A 15,361-nucleotide genomic window follows, 5' to 3' on the forward strand; every position below is an offset into this window, starting at 1 on the left:
CTCTCTTTTCCTTCTCCTAAGCTAAGGTGCCAGATGAATGGTTACTTTTTGGGTTTTCCCGTCCCATTCCACATCACAATCCAGCTGTTCCGTGATGAAGCGGAGCGGAACCATTGTCCTGGTTTTGATTAGCTGGGGCGGCACATCAATGGTATGCCGTAATCCGTTAACCATTATTGTTTTCTCGTTTAACCACAGCTCTATCCGCGTGCCCCGCGCATAAATTGAAATCTTCTCCTGATGGGCATCCCACTCAACTTCTCCGCCCATTTCCTCAATTAATGCCCGGATCGGCAGCAAGGTGCGCCCGTTCCTGGTGACTGGAACCGTGGAGCGTCCGGGATCGATTTCTTTTTTTGCGCCATTTACGGTCATGTATTTGTTTCCGATTTGCAGAATGATGGTTTTGGTTTTTTCAGACGTGCCAGCTCGGATGCTGACAGGCTTGGACATGGGTGTCTTCATGCCATCGCTGTAAATCGCCTGAACGGTATAGGTGTATGTAGCACCGTTCTCAATGTTTGCATCAGTGTACGTATTCTTCAGTATCGGAAAATCGGTAAGCGGGATTTTGGTGCTTTCTTCGCCGCTTTGCTGCCGGTATACATAATAGCCATCGAGTTTATCCTGGCGCTGGCTGTGCGTCCAGGTAAGCTGAACCGCATTGTTTTTCAGTGTGGCCGTAACGGTAACCGGGGGCGGTATTGTCGGTTTTTCTTCGCATATATCGGATTTGTATAAATCGAGATAGTCGGTGATGATTTTGATTGCATCCTGCCGCAGTTCGCGTGTTAGTTTGGGATTGTGCATAATGTTATCGATGTTTTTCTGCACATCGCAGTTAAAGCCCTGCTGGGCTCTGGCAATGGCGTGAATGATGGCGATAGTAAAGCTGTTCGGTTTTTTCTGCCTGGCTTTCTCAAGATACGGAAGGGCTTTGAGCGGATGAAAATAATCATCCATCAGCAATAAATAGCCTACCACAAAAAGCTCTTCGCCGCTAAGCATAGTTGTGTCGAGCGATTTTACAGGCTTTTTGTAGATGAGCGAAGCATAGATGTCGGCGTTGGTCTTTCCTTCCGTGTTCCAGGAAAGCGCATTGATGATAGAGGCCTTTACATCAATCGGGTTTTTTACGGAAGCAAGGTATGCGGCGAGTTTCTTATCCATGGTGCCTTGCTCTGCGGCGTACCGTACGAGGTCGATGTCCTGATACGCTTCGGAGAACGGGGTAGAGGTCACGGGGGAATCGGCGAGTCCTATAGGAGTAAGCGAAAACAAAGAAGTCAGGAGAACCAGCACAAAAGCAATCGTTCGTTTCATACGTATGACTCCTTTCCTGGTACAAAAAATATAAGGAAATGATTCTTTTCCCCGAGTGTATAGGCAAAGCCGTTCTTTGGCAAGGGGTGGAAATAATGTAGGCGCCGACATGTATGCCGACGCCCATATTCAATTTAGGAGTTGGTTGCCGCTTTTTGCCGTTTTTTGCGTCTTCCTGCAAGAAGTACGCCTGCGATGAGTACGATGGTAAAGCTCCATTTCACTATGGGATTTTCAGCGAAATAGCCGGCAATAAACGGTTCATCGACAATCATTTTTGCTGCCGTCCACGCAAGTACGCCTGCCCCGACATAAATCAAGGATGGAAAGCGTTCGAGCCAGCCGATAATCAGCGTGCTTCCCCAGACAACAATCGGAACACTGATCAGGAGGCCAAGCGCTACGAGAAGGAAGCTGCCGTGTGCCGCTCCTGCTACTGCCAGCACGTTATCGAGTCCCATGACCGCATCTGCGATGATAATGGTGCGAATTGCGGCCCACAGGCTTTCTTCCGCTTTAATGTGATCGTGACTTTTTTCTTCCGTCAGCAATTTGTACGCAATCCAGACAAGCAGAAATCCGCCGATCAGCAGCAACCCGGGGATTTCCAGCAGCCAGACCACGATCAGTGTAGCGATCATGCGAATCACAATGGCTCCGACCGTTCCCCAAATGATGACTTTCTTCTGCTGTTCTTTCGGCAAGCGGCGCGCAGCCATACCGATGACAATTGCATTATCGCCGGCAAGTACCAGGTCTATCACCAATATTGCAAGCAGTGCGGAAAAGAATTCCATCGAGAAAAATTCCATGCATCATCAGCCCCTTTATATTCGATATTTTGACCAAAGCAAAAGACCTTTACCCGGTTGGATAAAGGTCTCAAACAAATCAAAAAGACCTTTACCCGAATCGGCAAAGGTCTTGCTAACAACAGTCATGTTGCCAACAAAGCCGGAGACACAGGTCTCGGAATGACGACTTTGCTGTATAGCTACTCCCCTTTGGAGAATCTTTTGTTATCTTTATGATAAAGCAGAATATATTTCCGGTCAATATCTAAATTTTCTATGTTTCTCCATTTTTTTGCACAAAAAATTCCAGATAAAATAATTATTTTCTATCCGTTCTGTGTTATATTGGAAAACACCATTAGTAATATTTCATATTTTTAAAAAGAAAAATGGAGAGGAGGGGAGTATCTGATTTGCGGTGGTTAAATCGATTTCGCCTGCTGCTGGCGCTTTTTTATTTTTGTGATATTCGTGTGTATGGAAGAGAGCGTATTCCCGTTTCAGGAATGACGCTGTTTGTCAGCAATCATCGGAACGGAGCAATCGACGGATACGTGTTATTGAAAGCGCTGCCTGCATGCCGCGCGATTGTCGGAAGGAATCTAACGGGTTCCTGGTTCCTGCGCCTGTTTTTCGGTGGCCAAATCGAAGTATACCGCAGGGCGGAGACAGCAGAACAGAGGGCATGGAACCGGGAGAGGATGCGAGAAGCGGCCAGCGTGATGCGGCGTGGCGAGCCGGTTCTTATTTTCCCGGAAGGCACAAGCAAGCTCGGACCATCTCTGCTCCCTATTAAGAAAGGTGCAGCCCTTATCTGCCGCATGCTTCTCGAAGAAGCGGGAGAAGACAGCGAACTGACGATTGTTCCACTCGGTTTGCATTACGAGGAAGGCTGGCGCTTTCGCAGTGCGGCAGAAATTCATGTCGGCCAACCTGTACGTGTCACTAAAGATGAGGCGCGTAATTTGACGGAGTTGACCGAAACCATCAGGCAAAGCCTTATGGAGATCGCCGAGAATTTCGCGAATGAACAGGACCAGCGGATTGGCGAAGCGTTCGCTACGATGCTCCGGTACCATGGGGTTACGGATAGGTCGCATCTCGTCTTGTGCCGTATGTGGGCAGAGCGAAAGATTCCGGAAGAGAAGAGGGGCGAATTTCTTCGCCTATATCAAGCCGCAGACTCTGCGCGCTATCAGGGCGCACCGCTGGCAGCGCGGAGAGGTGGCTGGGCTTCTGCGGCAGTCTATTGGCTGTTGTCCCCGTTTATATTGCTGGCGCTTATGTTAAATATGCTCCCGCTTGCGGGCGGATATGCGGCGGCTAGGAAAATGGCGGACGACAGGAATGTAATTGCTTTATGGAGAATTTTAGTCGGGACTCCGCTTTTTGTGCTCCAATGGGTCATATACATACTAGTGGCTCTGCTATTTTGCCCGTTATCTATGGCAGGCTGGCTGCTCATCGGTTATGCGGGATTAACCGGTGTTGGATGCTGGCTGTTGGATGTCTGGCGGCGCGCCGGAGTGAGAGGGCGTAACCGATCATATGAAGAACGGCAGGCGATTCTCTTGTTTTGTGAGGGGTTTATGAAATGAACATAAAGGTTCATCATCTGGCACCGTTTTATTTTCGGCGGATTTTGCTCCATGAGTATTTTATGGGGGCGCTTTTTCTTCAGATTCTTATCCGGTTGGCGGTTGCAGGCCATTTCGGAAAATGGTTTGTCATGTATATCGCCGTGTTGGGCGTGTACGGGTTTCTTATCCATTACGGACAGCGTTCGCTTTCACCCATCGTCAACCGGTTTCGGCTTGTTTGGAATATCATCATGATGAATTTTGCTTTCACAAGCATCAAAGAGATCATTCCCATTTGGGGGATGAAACCGGTTGACGGATTGCTGGCCGGGATAGACCGCATGCTTGTGGGCGGCGATTTGAGTATCCTTATGCAGAGCTGGTATAGCCAACCGCTCACCGAGATGATGAGTATCGGCTACTTTTCTTTCCTCGTGGCTTTGTTTTCCACATTTATCGCTTACGGGTTCTGGGGCTCGCTGGATAAGTTTTGTCTGCTGTGCGCAGGACTCTTTACCCTGTATGGAATCGGAATTACCGGATATACGCTGCTTCCCGGTGAAGGTCCGTTCGTTCATTTTGCTTCTGCCTATACGCAGGATTTGACCGGCTATTTCTTTACAGATTGGAACCGGGAAATCGTCAAAGCGGGTTCGGCCAGGTATGATGTATTCCCGAGCCTGCATGTTGGCGTGGGCTTGTTTCTGTTGATGTTCTACTATGCCAATCATCGGCGCGTATTTTACGTGTATCTTTTGCCTTTTGTGTTTATTGTGCTTTCTACCGTTTATCTGCGCTACCACTATTTTATCGATTTGCTGGTCGGCGCCTTCTTCAGCATCGTTTCTTACCATCTGGCGAAATCGGTCTACAAAAATAAAATGGAGAGGACGGAGAGGTATGACCTACATTACCGGATTTGAACGTTTGTTAAATATTGAAGAAGACGGGGGGAAAGGACATCATCTCAAACAGCTGACGGCGTTCGGTTTTAACGTTCCGGAAGGAGTGGTTGTCGGCGCTTCTTTCTACCGGGAAAATTACCCGGCACCGCCTGCATTCACGTATGAAGATGAGGCGAAACTGGGGGAGCAGTGCGAGGAGATGGCAGAGAAAGTTAGCAGTATGCCGTTGCCGGAAGCTTTTGCGAGTGAACTGAGAGAGCATCTACACCGTTTCCCGGCAGAGACCCGTTATGCGGTGCGTTCTTCCTCTACTTATGAAGATTTGGCAGGCGCTGCGTTTGCCGGGCAGCATGAGACGTTTCTTAATGTGACCGCGGACGAGGTGGCGGAAAAGGTGCGGGAATGCTTTGCTTCTCTTTGGCAAAAGCATGCCGTGCTTTACCGCCGCTACCAGGGCTTTTCCCAGGAAGGGGCATCGATGGCGGTTGTCATTCAGCGCATGATTGCGGCGGAGACGGCAGGTGTGGCGTTCTCCGTTGACCCGGTAAGCGGCAATCTCGATTATGTGCTTGTCGAAGGCAATTATGGGGTGGGCGAGTCGGTTGTAGGCGGAGAAGCGGTAACCGACTCCTGGGTGGTTGATACGTCGCAGGGCAGGATTGTGGAGCGTCGGGTTAGTGAGAAGGAATACTATGTCGTACCGGCCGAGCGAGGTGTTAAGACACGGTTGCTGCCGCCGGAATACCGGGAAACTCCCTGCCTCTCCGATGAACAAATACTGGAGATCGCAGGTGTGGCAAAAAAGATTGAGCGTGAGTTTCAGACGCCGCAGGACATAGAGTGGGCCTATGCCGATGGACGGCTGTATATCCTTCAAGCCCGGCCGCAAACCACGATTCCACCCCGGTTTACGAGGGATGAATCAGCGGAACGTTTTCCCGAGCCGCTTACGCCTCTTACCTGGTCATACGTAGAAGATGCGTTCAATGCTTCACTTGAACACTCTTTACGGCTGATGAACGTACATCTGCCTACGCGTCCCTGGTTCGCATTGCGAAATTGCTACGTGTATGGCAATCAGAACGCTGTCAGGCTGCTTGCTCTGAACAAGCCCATCGAACTGCGGACAGTGGATACACTTGTCGATGAATTGACGTTTATTGAAGAGAAGTTCCGCTGGGTGATGGAGCTGCCGAACGCATGGATGCGGGACCTGGATACTTATCTAATCCGTGTCGGCAAGCTTGGCGCCGTATCGTTTGACGGATTTTCCGCTCCTGATTTCCAGCGCTATTTTAAGGAGTTATTTAGTACAGCAAAAGAATATTTCCTTCCGAATATCGCAATTTCCATGACACAGGGTTTCCTGACGCGGACATTGTTTGAGTATATCGCGGCGGTGAAAGGGGACTTATACGAGGCGCAGACGATGCTGAAGCAGATTATTACCGCTTCCGGGACGAAGACCGGGCAGATTAACCGGGAGCTGTACGAATTGGCAAAGGAAGCCAAGCGGACGCCGGAGCTTATGTCCCTGCTTGCTGAAGGAGGAAAGCGGGCGCTTGCCGGGCTGGACTGTTTCCCCGATTTTGCGGCTTCCTTCCGCTCTTTTATCGACAACTACGGGCACAGGGAAATCAGCTTCGATTATTATAAGCCTACCTGGGCGGAAGCGCCGGAGGTCGTCCTCGATTTAATCCATCTGGCAGCTACGTCCGGCAAGCAGGAAAAAGCCGGGAAAAAGGAAAAGCTGGGCAAGATGGTTAGCTTGAAAGCGACACAGGAGCTGCTCGAGCTGTCGCCTAAGCCGCTGCGTTATTTCGTGAATGAGCTGGTACGGCTGACGCTTACCTATACGTATATTGATGACCTTGAGCACTTCCAGACTACGCGTGTGAATTTGTTGGCGCGCAGGGCGGTGGGAGCGCTCGGAACCAAATTAGTAAATGCAGGACAACTGACCGATCCGTACGATTTGTTTTTCCTGGTAAAAGAAGAGCTAGAGTCGATTGATTCGTTTGAGCTGTCCACAGAAATGCGGGAAAAAATTGCACTTCGCAAGGAAGCCTATCTGCGCGCATACGAACAGGAACCGGCGTGGGATTTAACGAAGGAAGGGGAAGGTATGCCTACAGGGGAAAACGACGGGGAAGAGAGCGAAGGACTGCTGCGCGGCATTCCGGGCAGTCCCGGGGAATGCGAGGGAGTCATTTATGTCGTGCGTGGGCCGGAAGACTTCGCAAATATGCCGGACCAGGCGATACTTGTTGCGCGCACGACCAATCCCGCCTGGACGCCGTTGTTCTATAAAGCAAAAGGGCTTATTACCGAGTCCGGAGGTCCGCTGTCACATGGAGCCGTTACGGCACGGGAGGTCGGTATTCCGGCGGTCATGTGCGTAAGGGGGGCGCTTAAACGATTCAAGACGGGTGAGCGGGTTCGTCTGGACGGCAGAAGGGGGCACGTACATAGAACCTCCGTCCAGACGCGAACACCGGCTTCTTAATGGAATTCGATCTCATCCCGTTCTGTATTGTACGTAACGGTTAACTCTGAATTATTGAGATACCAGGCGTCTTCTTTTTCGATATAGAAGGTTACGCCGTCTTCTATGGTCGAGACGCCGATTTCTTTTGGCTGTTCTTTGGCGACGCCGAGCGAGAATCCGCTCTGCACGGTGCTGCATCCGCCAAGGCGGACGAAGAAGCGGACGGCGTCCCCGGGTTCGATGTCCATTTCTTTGCGGAACCATGCTATAGCATTAGGGTCAATCGTAAGTTTCATGCGTATACCTCCTTATATCTTTCGGCGATCTTATTTTATTGTATCACATTCCGGGTTCTTCACCGCGTTTTGATGTGGATAGCAGATTGTGCGCCTGTTTTTTGAGGTATTAGAATCTTTCTAAATTTTTTTGGTGAGTCTATTATACCGGGCTTTTTCTATTAAATATAAAGATATGATTTCATAGGGGAAATAGGAGGCTACAATGAAAAAAATCATAGTATATTTTTTGGCCTGCACGATGCTGGTCGGTGGGAGTTTTACCGCTGCACCAGCGCAGGCAGCGGAATTGGATTGACGCTAAGCTTGCATCCACCAAATAGTTCTTATCAGGCGTACGATTATAAAGCGCTTGGTATGTTGGCTGATCGAATCGTAATCATGGCGTATGAATACAATCCGCAAACCGTGAAAAAACCTGAACCCATCGATAAAGTTACCGCCGCGGTTCGCGAAGCAAAGAAGATGGTGCCTAAGGAGAAACTGGTACCGGGCATTATGACCGCTTATAAAACACCGCAAACACTGCTTGCAAAAGTAGGTGTAGCCAAGCGGGAGAGTCTGAATGGAATTGCCATCTGGCGTCTTGGCATCAACTCTGCCCCGGTGTGGAATATGCTTCGCAGTGCTATCAAGACAAGATACTAGATTATAGAAGAAAAAATATGAGGGCAGCGTATATATGCTGCCCTCATTCTATTATTTTCCGAAAAGTTTCATTTTGTCCATCATATTGTAGACAAGCGTGCTGGCTTCCGCTACAGTAAGTTTCTGGCGCGGTTTAAAGTAATTCAGATTGCCCTGCATCAGCTTTTCTTTTGTCACCATATCCACGTAAGGCACCGCCCAGTCCGAGATGAGCGGAGCGTCATAGTATGTCTGCGACAATTTTTCTTTCACCTTATCCAAATTTGAGTATGTCGGGATTTTCAGATTCATTGCGCGTGCCATGAATACGGCAGCTTCTTCCCGTGTGAGCGGCCGTTCCGGTTCCAGAACGTTTCCAAAAACGTTCGATGTTTCACCCTGGACAAATCCGTTTTTAATGGCGCTCATCAAATAGCCGGTTCCATCGTATCCCCGTCTGGCTTTGCCATATGTAGCGTTATTTACATCGGTAAAATAGCCGGTATACGAAATCGGCTTTAGCCCCTTGGCCCGGGCAAGCATCATAATGAAATCAAACCGCGTAATCTCCGCATCCAAATCTTCTAGCAGGCGTCCGTCAAACAGGTAGATATCCGGCTGGATAACGCCTTTGTAAGCAAGGGCAAGCACATACGGTTTGGCCCAGTTATTCAAGTTATCAAGCTTGTATGTTTTATAGGTAATAGCGGCGGCATATTCACCGAATTCATCAATAGGTGCCGTCACCGTTTGGCCTTTACTGTCCACGACCCCGCCGATCGGTATCCATTTGTTGTCTTTCCTCTGCACGACAGAAATATTATGCATAGCTACTTCCGGTGCCACATCGGCATCATATTTAAGTGTAATGTTTCCTGATTGGCTTGGCTTTGTATCGTTTCTTTCATATTTATCAGTGATAGTATAACTTTGGCTGATAAACATATATTCTTGTGTACTGGCTGGGCGCTGGTTGACCTGCACCAGAATATCCTGTTCAGGTAAAAGCGTGCTCATGCTTGTATTGTGCACGTAGGTATCCTTGGGAAAGTCCAGGATCAGTCGGTCGGCAAACATTTTAACCTTCCCGGTTTTAAAGCTGGTATAGAATTTGCCACCGTCTTTGTCATTATGAAAATATCGTAAATCTATAGATATCTGGACATTTGTTTCGCCATTATACACGCCGGGATAATGATTATTCGGACCGGTTGGCGCGACAAGATTCTTAATTTTAATCGGAATTTTGACGTCTCCGCTAGCCGATAATTTTGTTTCGTAGTCTCGGATAGTATACAGAGAAGAAGAGCGGTCCAAAAGAATGTCCTTGTTTTGGCTCATTGCATTTTTATTAGTGTAAAATACATTCACATCATGTGGATTTACCCTTCTGGCATAGTTGATGGGGTCTCTTTTATGATATTCATTTTTTTGATCATACCACCATAGTTCGAAATCGATGCGGTCAATGATATTTGTGGTGATATTTCGTTCCTGCGGCGTGATCAATTTAATAATAAATCCAGAGTTCGGACTATAAAAATAAAAGGAACCATCTTCCTCACGCATATCCGCATGTGACACAGCAGGCAGGAGAAGCATAAGGAAGACAAGCAAGCCGATGATAGGTTTGCGCAATTCTTTCACTCCTTTTTAGAAAAATTTTTCTTCTCTATTTATCGGAGATGAGGAGGATGATTTCAATGTGGAAAAAGGCGAATGTCTCTTTCTTTTCTCCATTTAGAAAAGAAGGAAGGCTTTCTGATATAGAGCGGGAAAAACCGGTCGTCATTCGACCGGTTTTTACTTTCTTATCAACCCTTTTTCGGTCTCCAAAAAGTTCTCTTTGATGAATGCTTCGATATAGTTTTTCGTGAAGTAAGGAAGAAGTGCGTCATATATCTTTTTCTTTGAAATGGGGCCTACCAATTTGGGTTGAACTACCGCGCTTTTTTTCATGATGGAGAAAGCCTGTTCTTTATGCAGCAGTGCGGTTTCTTTCGACGCCTCCACGCCGGTGCCAAAAACAACGGAAAACAGCAGAACGAGACAACCTGACAATATCCATCTGCATCTTTTTTTCATGGTCGTGAGCGAAAAATTCCTTTCTGCCAGTTTCGTATCATAATAAGTTGCGTTTGTATTACTTACTACCTGCATATATTCTACTAGATTCGACAAAGTATGTCAGGTCCCATTTATCTTATCCGGCGTTTTCGTTTTGTGATAGCGGATTATTTTTGGTTACATTCACGATTCGCGTGGAAATATAGACGCCGAGCACGACGAATAAGCCACCGATCGTCTGGTACCACGCTACGTGCTCCCCGATGAACAGAATTGCAAAAATGGATGCAAACACGGGAATGAGATTAAGGAAAATACCGGCTTTTCCTGCCCCTACCTGGGAAACGGCCGAGTTCCAGGAGATAAATGCCACAATGGAAGCAAATATACCGGTATAAAGCACTGTTAGTACGGAGCCGGTCGACCATACAACCGGAATTTGGGCAACGAATATTTCATACATGGAAAAAGGAAACAGGATTGCGATACCGATCAGGATACAAACGAAAAATGTACTGTAACCAGGCAGAATATCCGTATACCGTTTTACCAGAATGGAGTAAATACTCCAGCATATGAGGGCGGCGATAACAAGCAGATCGCCGAGATTAAATGAGAACGCAAGCAGCGTGTCCAGAGAACCCTTGGAAATAATAAACAAAACCCCAACAAGCGAAAAAATCGTGCCGATCGTCTGATTTTTATTCAAACGCTCACGAAGAATAAAAAACGAGAGAATATAAATGACAATCGGTGTGGACGTATTGACCAGCGAAGCGTTAATGGACGTTGTATAATGCAGCGCAATATACAAAAGCGTATTGAACCCGGTTATGCCTGTAAATGCCATGAGAATGATAACAGCCATTTTTGGGCGCAGCAGAGGCCATTCTTTGCGCAGGCTCGACCAAACGAACGGTAAGAATACGATAAGTGCCGTACACCAGCGCAGGAAGGAGAGTGTATAAGGAGGTAGACTTTCCGTAATGGCCCGTCCAATTACAAAGTTTCCGCCCCACAATACATTCGCCAGCACAAGCAGCACATAAGGAGAGACGCGTATCATCGGTTTATTCACCACTCTTTGAAGTTTTTTCTAGTATATAACAGTTTTTATGTCTCTCCTATTGGTAAAGTGGTTAAGGGGCAGGGGAAAAGTGGCAGGTGAATGATTGACTGCTTAAAACATCAAACGAAAATCCCTGCCTGCGCAGGCCCTCAATGATGGCGGGCAGCGCTTGAACCGTCGTAGTTTTCACCTGCGAATCATGCATGAGAATGATGGCTTTTTGTTTATTTTTGCTGCCGGAGAGAACGGCGGGCGTATTGGCGGAAGGTCCGTCGTCAAAAGTCAGGTAAGCTATCTTTTTGTTTTGTTCCTGTGCCTTTTTTGCTTTTTCCAAATCCTGTTTTATTCTTTTTAACTCCTTGATAAGCTCTTTGTTGGTTGTTTGAAGTTTCGCGTTCTCCCGCTGCACCTCATTCAACTGACGCACCGTATCATGATATGTATTCGCCTGGACGGAAGCGTAGAGTACAAAGATAAGAAAAAACACAATACTAACTGTAATCGCGCCCTTAATGGCTCTCGCCCCCGTTTCTTGATTGAAGCATTCTGTTAGATATGTATGATGGGCAACGGGTACTCATGACAGATAGCGAGGTTGTTTGACAAGGGGAGCCAAAACCCGTAACATTCAACCTGACATATTTATCGGTAAGGAGCAGAAATGATGCTGCGAAAATATAGTAAATTATCTCCCATTCAAGTTATTGTGACCGCATATTTTGTTGCCATTATCGTGGTTACCGGCTTGCTAATGCTGCCGATAAGCCTGAAGCCGGGTGTACACCTTTCATTTGCGGACGCGCTGTTTACGGCAACCAGCGCGGTCAGTGTCACCGGGCTGACTACCGTAAGCACTTCAAGCACGTTTAGCGGATTTGGAGCGGGCGTGCTTCTCTTTGCTTTCCAGCTGGGAGGTATCGGCATTATGACGTTGAGCACTTTAATCTGGATTCTTCTTGGAGCACCCATCGGCTTATCACAGCGGAGACTTATTATGGTGGACCAGAACCGCTATAACCTTTCGGGTCTGGTTCAGCTTATGAAACTGGTGCTGGGGATGGCGCTGCTGTTTGAGGCGATAGGGACGGTCATTTTCGCATTCTATTTTTATTTTGCCGGGTACTGTGACACTCTTCGTACGTCTTTTTATTACGGTCTTTTTCATTCGATTTCTACATATACGAATGCAGGTTTTGATCTGTTTGGCAACTCGCTGATTGAGTATGCGCACGATTATTTTATACAAATTGTAACAATGGTTCTGATTATTCTCGGGGCCATTGGATTTCCTGTACTGATCGAGGTGCGGGAATATTTTTTCGGCGGCCACACCCGGTTCCGCTTCTCGCTCTATACGAAGATTACAACGCTGACCTTTGCGGTTCTGCTTGTGCTTGGCGCTATCGGCATCTGGATTATAGAAGACTCGCAGCGCTTTGCGGATATGGTGTGGCATGAGAAACTGTTTTATTCGTTGTTCCTTTCTGTTACGGCACGCAGCGCGGGACTGACAACGGTGGATGCTTCGGAATTGAGTGTGGCAAGCCAGCTTTTCACCTCGCTTCTTATGTTTATCGGGGCTAGTCCGTCCAGTGTGGGCGGAGGCATTCGGACTACTACACTGGCCGTTATCATTCTCACCATTATTACTTTTGCCCGGGGACGCAATGAGGTTCGAATTTTTGGGCGATCGCTTCGTCAGGAAGACATCAATAAGAGCTTCGTATTTTTTACTACCGCTTCAATTCTGGCTGTGGGCGGAGTAATGGTCATAGAGATGGCGGAGCAACAGAAGTTTGGACTTGCGGCTATCATCTTTGAGGTTTGCTCTGCGTTCGGTACGTGCGGCCTATCGACGGGGATGACGAGCGAACTATCTTCCGTAAGTAAAATTATGCTGGTGCTGCTCATGTACATCGGACGTATCGGCATGATGCCGTTCCTTTCCCTGTTCATTTCCGGAAAGTCAAGAGCGGATATTCATTATCCGGAAGAAAAGATTATCATCGGCTAAATTTCGTAGGGCAATGGACGCTTATCAGGCGTCCATTTCTTCTGACTAAATAACCAAAAAAGGTAAAAATGGTAACTTTATCTTGCGCATATTCGTATAGGAGAGTAAATAAAAGAGAGGAGGAGGAGAGAGATGGCCCGGCTTGAATATCGAAAACTGGACGAAGCAAAGGGATTTCCGGTGCTGTACTATTATGATTTGATTGATAAAGACGAAATTGCGCTTCGCTTCGCCTGCGACTATTTCGTCAAAGAAGGCGTCGTATACGAAAGAACATCATGCGCAGTGGAATCATCCTGTTATGTTATCTATGTACAGATAGCGGAAGACGAGAAGGTAGTCGAGCCGGCAAAACCGGTATCCCGCAATAAGCCCGGCATCATTATGGAGGTACGCGAATTCAAGGAAGATACGGCGCATTATCCTGTGGTATGTACGTATGTATTTAAAGACGATGATGACGCTATCCTGCATTTGCAGAGCCAGTTCCTGTACCTGTACGGCCGGGAGTGGGAGAAAACATCGACGGAGATCGATGAAGACCGGGGCGTATATGTCTATTACGCGCAGCCAACCGCGTGAGAGGGGGATGGGAGATGGAGGAGACAGCGGGCAAGAGAGGGCACGCTAAGAAATTGCTCAGCCTGTTCATGGCGGCAGCACTCGTCACGGTGCCTGCGGGATGTTCTTCGGACGATGAATGCTATGATCAGGATAACGACGGCTACTGCGATGATGATGGTAGAGCGCATACCGGTTCCTACGTGTATGGCAGCGATGGCAAGAAGAAATTCGCGAAAAAATCCGGGATTTCCAGCGGCTCTAAAGGTGGTATCGGCGGTTCCGGGTGGAGCAGCAGTTAGATGGAGCGGGAGATGAACTATGAGGAACGGCGCGCTGCGTTGTATGACCCGTTTCGCAAAGAGGGTATTTTTACCTGGGATTGGATGCACGGTGAAGAATACGCGCTGGCTGACATCCACCTCATAACGGAAACAGAACGACGGGAACTGGCGGAAGCAACGGAGCGATTGGGCCGCGTATTTACACGCACGATATCGGTGGTGCGCCAGGCGAGCGTGGAATTGCTCGCGGAGATGGGCATCCCCAGGGAAGCATGGAAGGCGTTGCGCGTAGCTGTATGGGAAGAGGTGCCGACCGTCATCGGGCGCTTCGATTTTGCACAGACGGCGCAAGGGTGGAAAATGCTTGAGTTGAATAGCGACACGCCGACAGGCATCGTAGAAGCGTTTCATGTAAACGAGCAGGCTTGCCGGTTTTTCGGAAAGAAAAATCCGAATTCCCGTATGGAACTTCACCTTACTAGAGCGTTTCAAATGATTATTGAAAAGTACCGGGAACTTGGCTATTCAACGGATACAATCGTGTTTAGTGCGCTTGACTGGCATGAGGAAGACGCGGGTACGACAAAGTATTTACTTGCCATCTCCGGTCTTACAGGGACGTTTGCAGCCTTGAAGGATTTACGTGTGTATAACGACCGCTTATGCGTATTGAAACCGGATGGAGAGCATGTTCCTATCGATATACTATACCGCCTCCATGCTCTGGAGAAGCTTGCCGAAGAGACGGATACGGACGGCTATCCGACCGGAGCCCATGTGCTTGATATTATTGCGCGCAGGAAGCTTGCGGTAATCAACCCGCCCTCCGCGTTTATCGCACAGACGAAAGCGTTGCAGGGACTTATCTGGAGTCTGTATGAAGCCGGAGAATTTTTTACGGCGGAAGAGCGGGATACGATTGGTCGCTATATGCTCCCCACGTACTTCGAGAACTGTTTCGCCGGGAAAGCCCCATACGCAGTGAAGCCGATTTTCGGCCGGGAAGGCGGCGGCGTCACATTATACGATATACATAATCAAGTCGTAGAGCGGGATAGAGAAGAGCTTTACTGGGAACAGCCCATGATATACCAACAGATGGCTGAACTTCCTTCCATTACGGTTGAGACGCTCAAAGGGCCGTATGCAGGATACCTGCTATGGGGGTCGTTCTTAATCGGCGGCCGTGCCTCCGCAATCGTGGCACGGGTCGGCGGGAGAATTACCGGGAATCTGTCCTATTATCTTCCGGTTGGATTAGAAGATGTACAAAACCACCATGGCGTCTCAGCCGCAACCCTGACATGAAAATGACGGGAAGGGTGCCGATTGTTGAGGTGCGAAGGAAAAGAG

At 48.2% G+C, this 15,361-nt stretch carries 16 protein-coding genes; 9 read left to right on the top strand and 7 right to left on the bottom strand.

What is annotated here, in order from left to right; genetic code table 11:
- Positions 1-21: 21 nt before the first annotated feature.
- Entirely contained in the window at positions 22-1,323 is a 1,302-nt protein-coding gene (locus tag ADA01nite_RS15505; RefSeq protein ID WP_170230314.1) for a copper amine oxidase N-terminal domain-containing protein, read from the bottom strand.
- A 134-nt stretch (positions 1,324-1,457) separates the two neighbouring features.
- Positions 1,458-2,135: a TerC family protein gene (locus ADA01nite_RS15510; protein WP_146811186.1), complete on the bottom strand. Its 678-nt coding sequence runs from the start codon at positions 2,133-2,135 to the stop codon at positions 1,458-1,460.
- Positions 2,136-2,530: 395 nt separating this feature from the next.
- On the opposite strand from ADA01nite_RS15510, the gene ADA01nite_RS15515 reads away from it, so the two are divergent.
- Genes ADA01nite_RS15515 through ADA01nite_RS15525 form a run of 3 tightly spaced genes read left to right on the top strand, consistent with a single transcriptional unit; the run spans position 2,531 to position 7,108 of the window.
- Positions 2,531-3,715, top strand: a complete 1,185-nt coding sequence (locus tag ADA01nite_RS15515) for a 1-acyl-sn-glycerol-3-phosphate acyltransferase (protein WP_170230315.1) — start codon at positions 2,531-2,533, stop codon at positions 3,713-3,715.
- Positions 3,712-4,620 (top strand): phosphatase PAP2 family protein, encoded by a 909-nt coding sequence (locus tag ADA01nite_RS15520; RefSeq protein ID WP_146811188.1) that lies wholly within the window; start codon positions 3,712-3,714, stop codon positions 4,618-4,620. Before ADA01nite_RS15515 ends, ADA01nite_RS15520 begins: the two co-directional genes overlap by 4 nt.
- Positions 4,598-7,108 (top strand): PEP/pyruvate-binding domain-containing protein, encoded by a 2,511-nt coding sequence (locus tag ADA01nite_RS15525; protein WP_146811189.1) that lies wholly within the window; start codon positions 4,598-4,600, stop codon positions 7,106-7,108. The genes ADA01nite_RS15520 and ADA01nite_RS15525 overlap by 23 nt, the downstream gene beginning before the upstream one ends.
- On the opposite strand, the gene ADA01nite_RS15530 is transcribed toward ADA01nite_RS15525, so the two are convergent.
- Positions 7,105-7,386: a HesB/YadR/YfhF family protein gene (locus tag ADA01nite_RS15530; RefSeq protein WP_146811190.1), complete on the bottom strand. Its 282-nt coding sequence runs from the start codon at positions 7,384-7,386 to the stop codon at positions 7,105-7,107. The two genes, ADA01nite_RS15525 and ADA01nite_RS15530, sit on opposite strands and share 4 nt — an antisense overlap.
- A gap of 294 nt (positions 7,387-7,680) precedes the next feature.
- On the opposite strand from ADA01nite_RS15530, the gene ADA01nite_RS15535 reads away from it, so the two are divergent.
- Complete coding sequence (locus tag ADA01nite_RS15535; RefSeq protein WP_146811191.1) at positions 7,681-8,034, top strand: glycoside hydrolase family 18 protein; 354 nt, start codon at positions 7,681-7,683, stop codon at positions 8,032-8,034.
- A gap of 51 nt (positions 8,035-8,085) precedes the next feature.
- Here ADA01nite_RS15535 and ADA01nite_RS15540 read toward each other — a convergent pair whose 3' ends face one another.
- The gene (locus tag ADA01nite_RS15540; protein WP_146811192.1) at positions 8,086-9,651 is read right to left on the bottom strand and encodes an S-layer homology domain-containing protein; all 1,566 of its coding nucleotides are present in this window, start codon (positions 9,649-9,651) and stop codon (positions 8,086-8,088) included.
- Positions 9,652-9,716: 65 nt separating this feature from the next.
- Between ADA01nite_RS15540 and ADA01nite_RS22140 the strand changes: the two genes are divergently transcribed.
- The gene (locus ADA01nite_RS22140) at positions 9,717-9,863 is read left to right on the top strand and encodes a hypothetical protein (RefSeq protein WP_170230313.1); all 147 of its coding nucleotides are present in this window, start codon (positions 9,717-9,719) and stop codon (positions 9,861-9,863) included.
- Here ADA01nite_RS22140 and ADA01nite_RS23100 read toward each other — a convergent pair.
- The 3 genes from ADA01nite_RS23100 to ADA01nite_RS15555 all read right to left on the bottom strand — a co-directional run bounded on the left by ADA01nite_RS23100 (position 9,817) and on the right by ADA01nite_RS15555 (position 11,636).
- Complete coding sequence (locus ADA01nite_RS23100; protein WP_371863568.1) at positions 9,817-10,173, bottom strand: DUF3993 domain-containing protein; 357 nt, start codon at positions 10,171-10,173, stop codon at positions 9,817-9,819. The two genes, ADA01nite_RS22140 and ADA01nite_RS23100, sit on opposite strands and share 47 nt — an antisense overlap.
- A gap of 43 nt (positions 10,174-10,216) precedes the next feature.
- Positions 10,217-11,146 (bottom strand): DMT family transporter, encoded by a 930-nt coding sequence (locus tag ADA01nite_RS15550; protein ID WP_246147366.1) that lies wholly within the window; start codon positions 11,144-11,146, stop codon positions 10,217-10,219.
- A gap of 73 nt (positions 11,147-11,219) precedes the next feature.
- On the bottom strand, positions 11,220-11,636 hold the full coding sequence (locus ADA01nite_RS15555; protein ID WP_170230316.1) for a polysaccharide deacetylase family protein: 417 nt from the start codon (positions 11,634-11,636) through the stop codon (positions 11,220-11,222).
- Positions 11,637-11,810: 174 nt separating this feature from the next.
- Here ADA01nite_RS15555 and ADA01nite_RS15560 point away from each other — a divergent pair, with 174 nt between their 5' ends.
- From ADA01nite_RS15560 to ADA01nite_RS15575, 4 genes are all read left to right on the top strand, one after another.
- Positions 11,811-13,163: a TrkH family potassium uptake protein gene (locus tag ADA01nite_RS15560; protein ID WP_146811195.1), complete on the top strand. Its 1,353-nt coding sequence runs from the start codon at positions 11,811-11,813 to the stop codon at positions 13,161-13,163.
- Positions 13,164-13,295: 132 nt separating this feature from the next.
- Positions 13,296-13,745, top strand: coding sequence for a hypothetical protein (locus ADA01nite_RS15565; protein WP_146811196.1), 450 nt, complete (start codon positions 13,296-13,298; stop codon positions 13,743-13,745).
- Positions 13,742-14,026 carry a hypothetical protein gene (locus tag ADA01nite_RS15570; RefSeq protein WP_371863567.1) on the top strand — a complete coding sequence of 95 codons (285 nt, stop codon included), beginning with the start codon at positions 13,742-13,744 and terminating at the stop codon, positions 14,024-14,026. Before ADA01nite_RS15565 ends, ADA01nite_RS15570 begins: the two co-directional genes overlap by 4 nt.
- Positions 14,027-15,316 (top strand): glutathionylspermidine synthase family protein, encoded by a 1,290-nt coding sequence (locus ADA01nite_RS15575; RefSeq protein WP_146811197.1) that lies wholly within the window; start codon positions 14,027-14,029, stop codon positions 15,314-15,316.
- Positions 15,317-15,361 lie beyond the last annotated feature (45 nt).

Origin of the sequence: Aneurinibacillus danicus, from assembly GCF_007991215.1 — a bacterium.
GTDB lineage: Bacteria > Bacillota > Bacilli > Aneurinibacillales > Aneurinibacillaceae > Aneurinibacillus > Aneurinibacillus danicus.

What these genes read in the sequence shown, in the direction of transcription:
- ADA01nite_RS15550 (WP_246147366.1), bottom strand. Translation starts at nt 11,146, where the DNA reads ATGATACGCGTCTCTCCTTATGTGCTGCTTGTGCTGGCGAATGTATTG.
- ADA01nite_RS22140 (WP_170230313.1), top strand. Translation starts at nt 9,717, where the DNA reads ATGTGGAAAAAGGCGAATGTCTCTTTCTTTTCTCCATTTAGAAAAGAA.
- ADA01nite_RS15530 (WP_146811190.1), bottom strand. Translation starts at nt 7,386, where the DNA reads ATGAAACTTACGATTGACCCTAATGCTATAGCATGGTTCCGCAAAGAA.
- ADA01nite_RS15565 (WP_146811196.1), top strand. Translation starts at nt 13,296, where the DNA reads ATGGCCCGGCTTGAATATCGAAAACTGGACGAAGCAAAGGGATTTCCG.
- ADA01nite_RS15505 (WP_170230314.1), bottom strand. Translation starts at nt 1,323, where the DNA reads ATGAAACGAACGATTGCTTTTGTGCTGGTTCTCCTGACTTCTTTGTTT.
- ADA01nite_RS15575 (WP_146811197.1), top strand. Translation starts at nt 14,027, where the DNA reads ATGGAGCGGGAGATGAACTATGAGGAACGGCGCGCTGCGTTGTATGAC.
- ADA01nite_RS15560 (WP_146811195.1), top strand. Translation starts at nt 11,811, where the DNA reads ATGATGCTGCGAAAATATAGTAAATTATCTCCCATTCAAGTTATTGTG.
- ADA01nite_RS23100 (WP_371863568.1), bottom strand. Translation starts at nt 10,173, where the DNA reads ATGCAGGTAGTAAGTAATACAAACGCAACTTATTATGATACGAAACTG.
- ADA01nite_RS15525 (WP_146811189.1), top strand. Translation starts at nt 4,598, where the DNA reads ATGACCTACATTACCGGATTTGAACGTTTGTTAAATATTGAAGAAGAC.
- ADA01nite_RS15520 (WP_146811188.1), top strand. Translation starts at nt 3,712, where the DNA reads ATGAACATAAAGGTTCATCATCTGGCACCGTTTTATTTTCGGCGGATT.
- ADA01nite_RS15510 (WP_146811186.1), bottom strand. Translation starts at nt 2,135, where the DNA reads ATGGAATTTTTCTCGATGGAATTCTTTTCCGCACTGCTTGCAATATTG.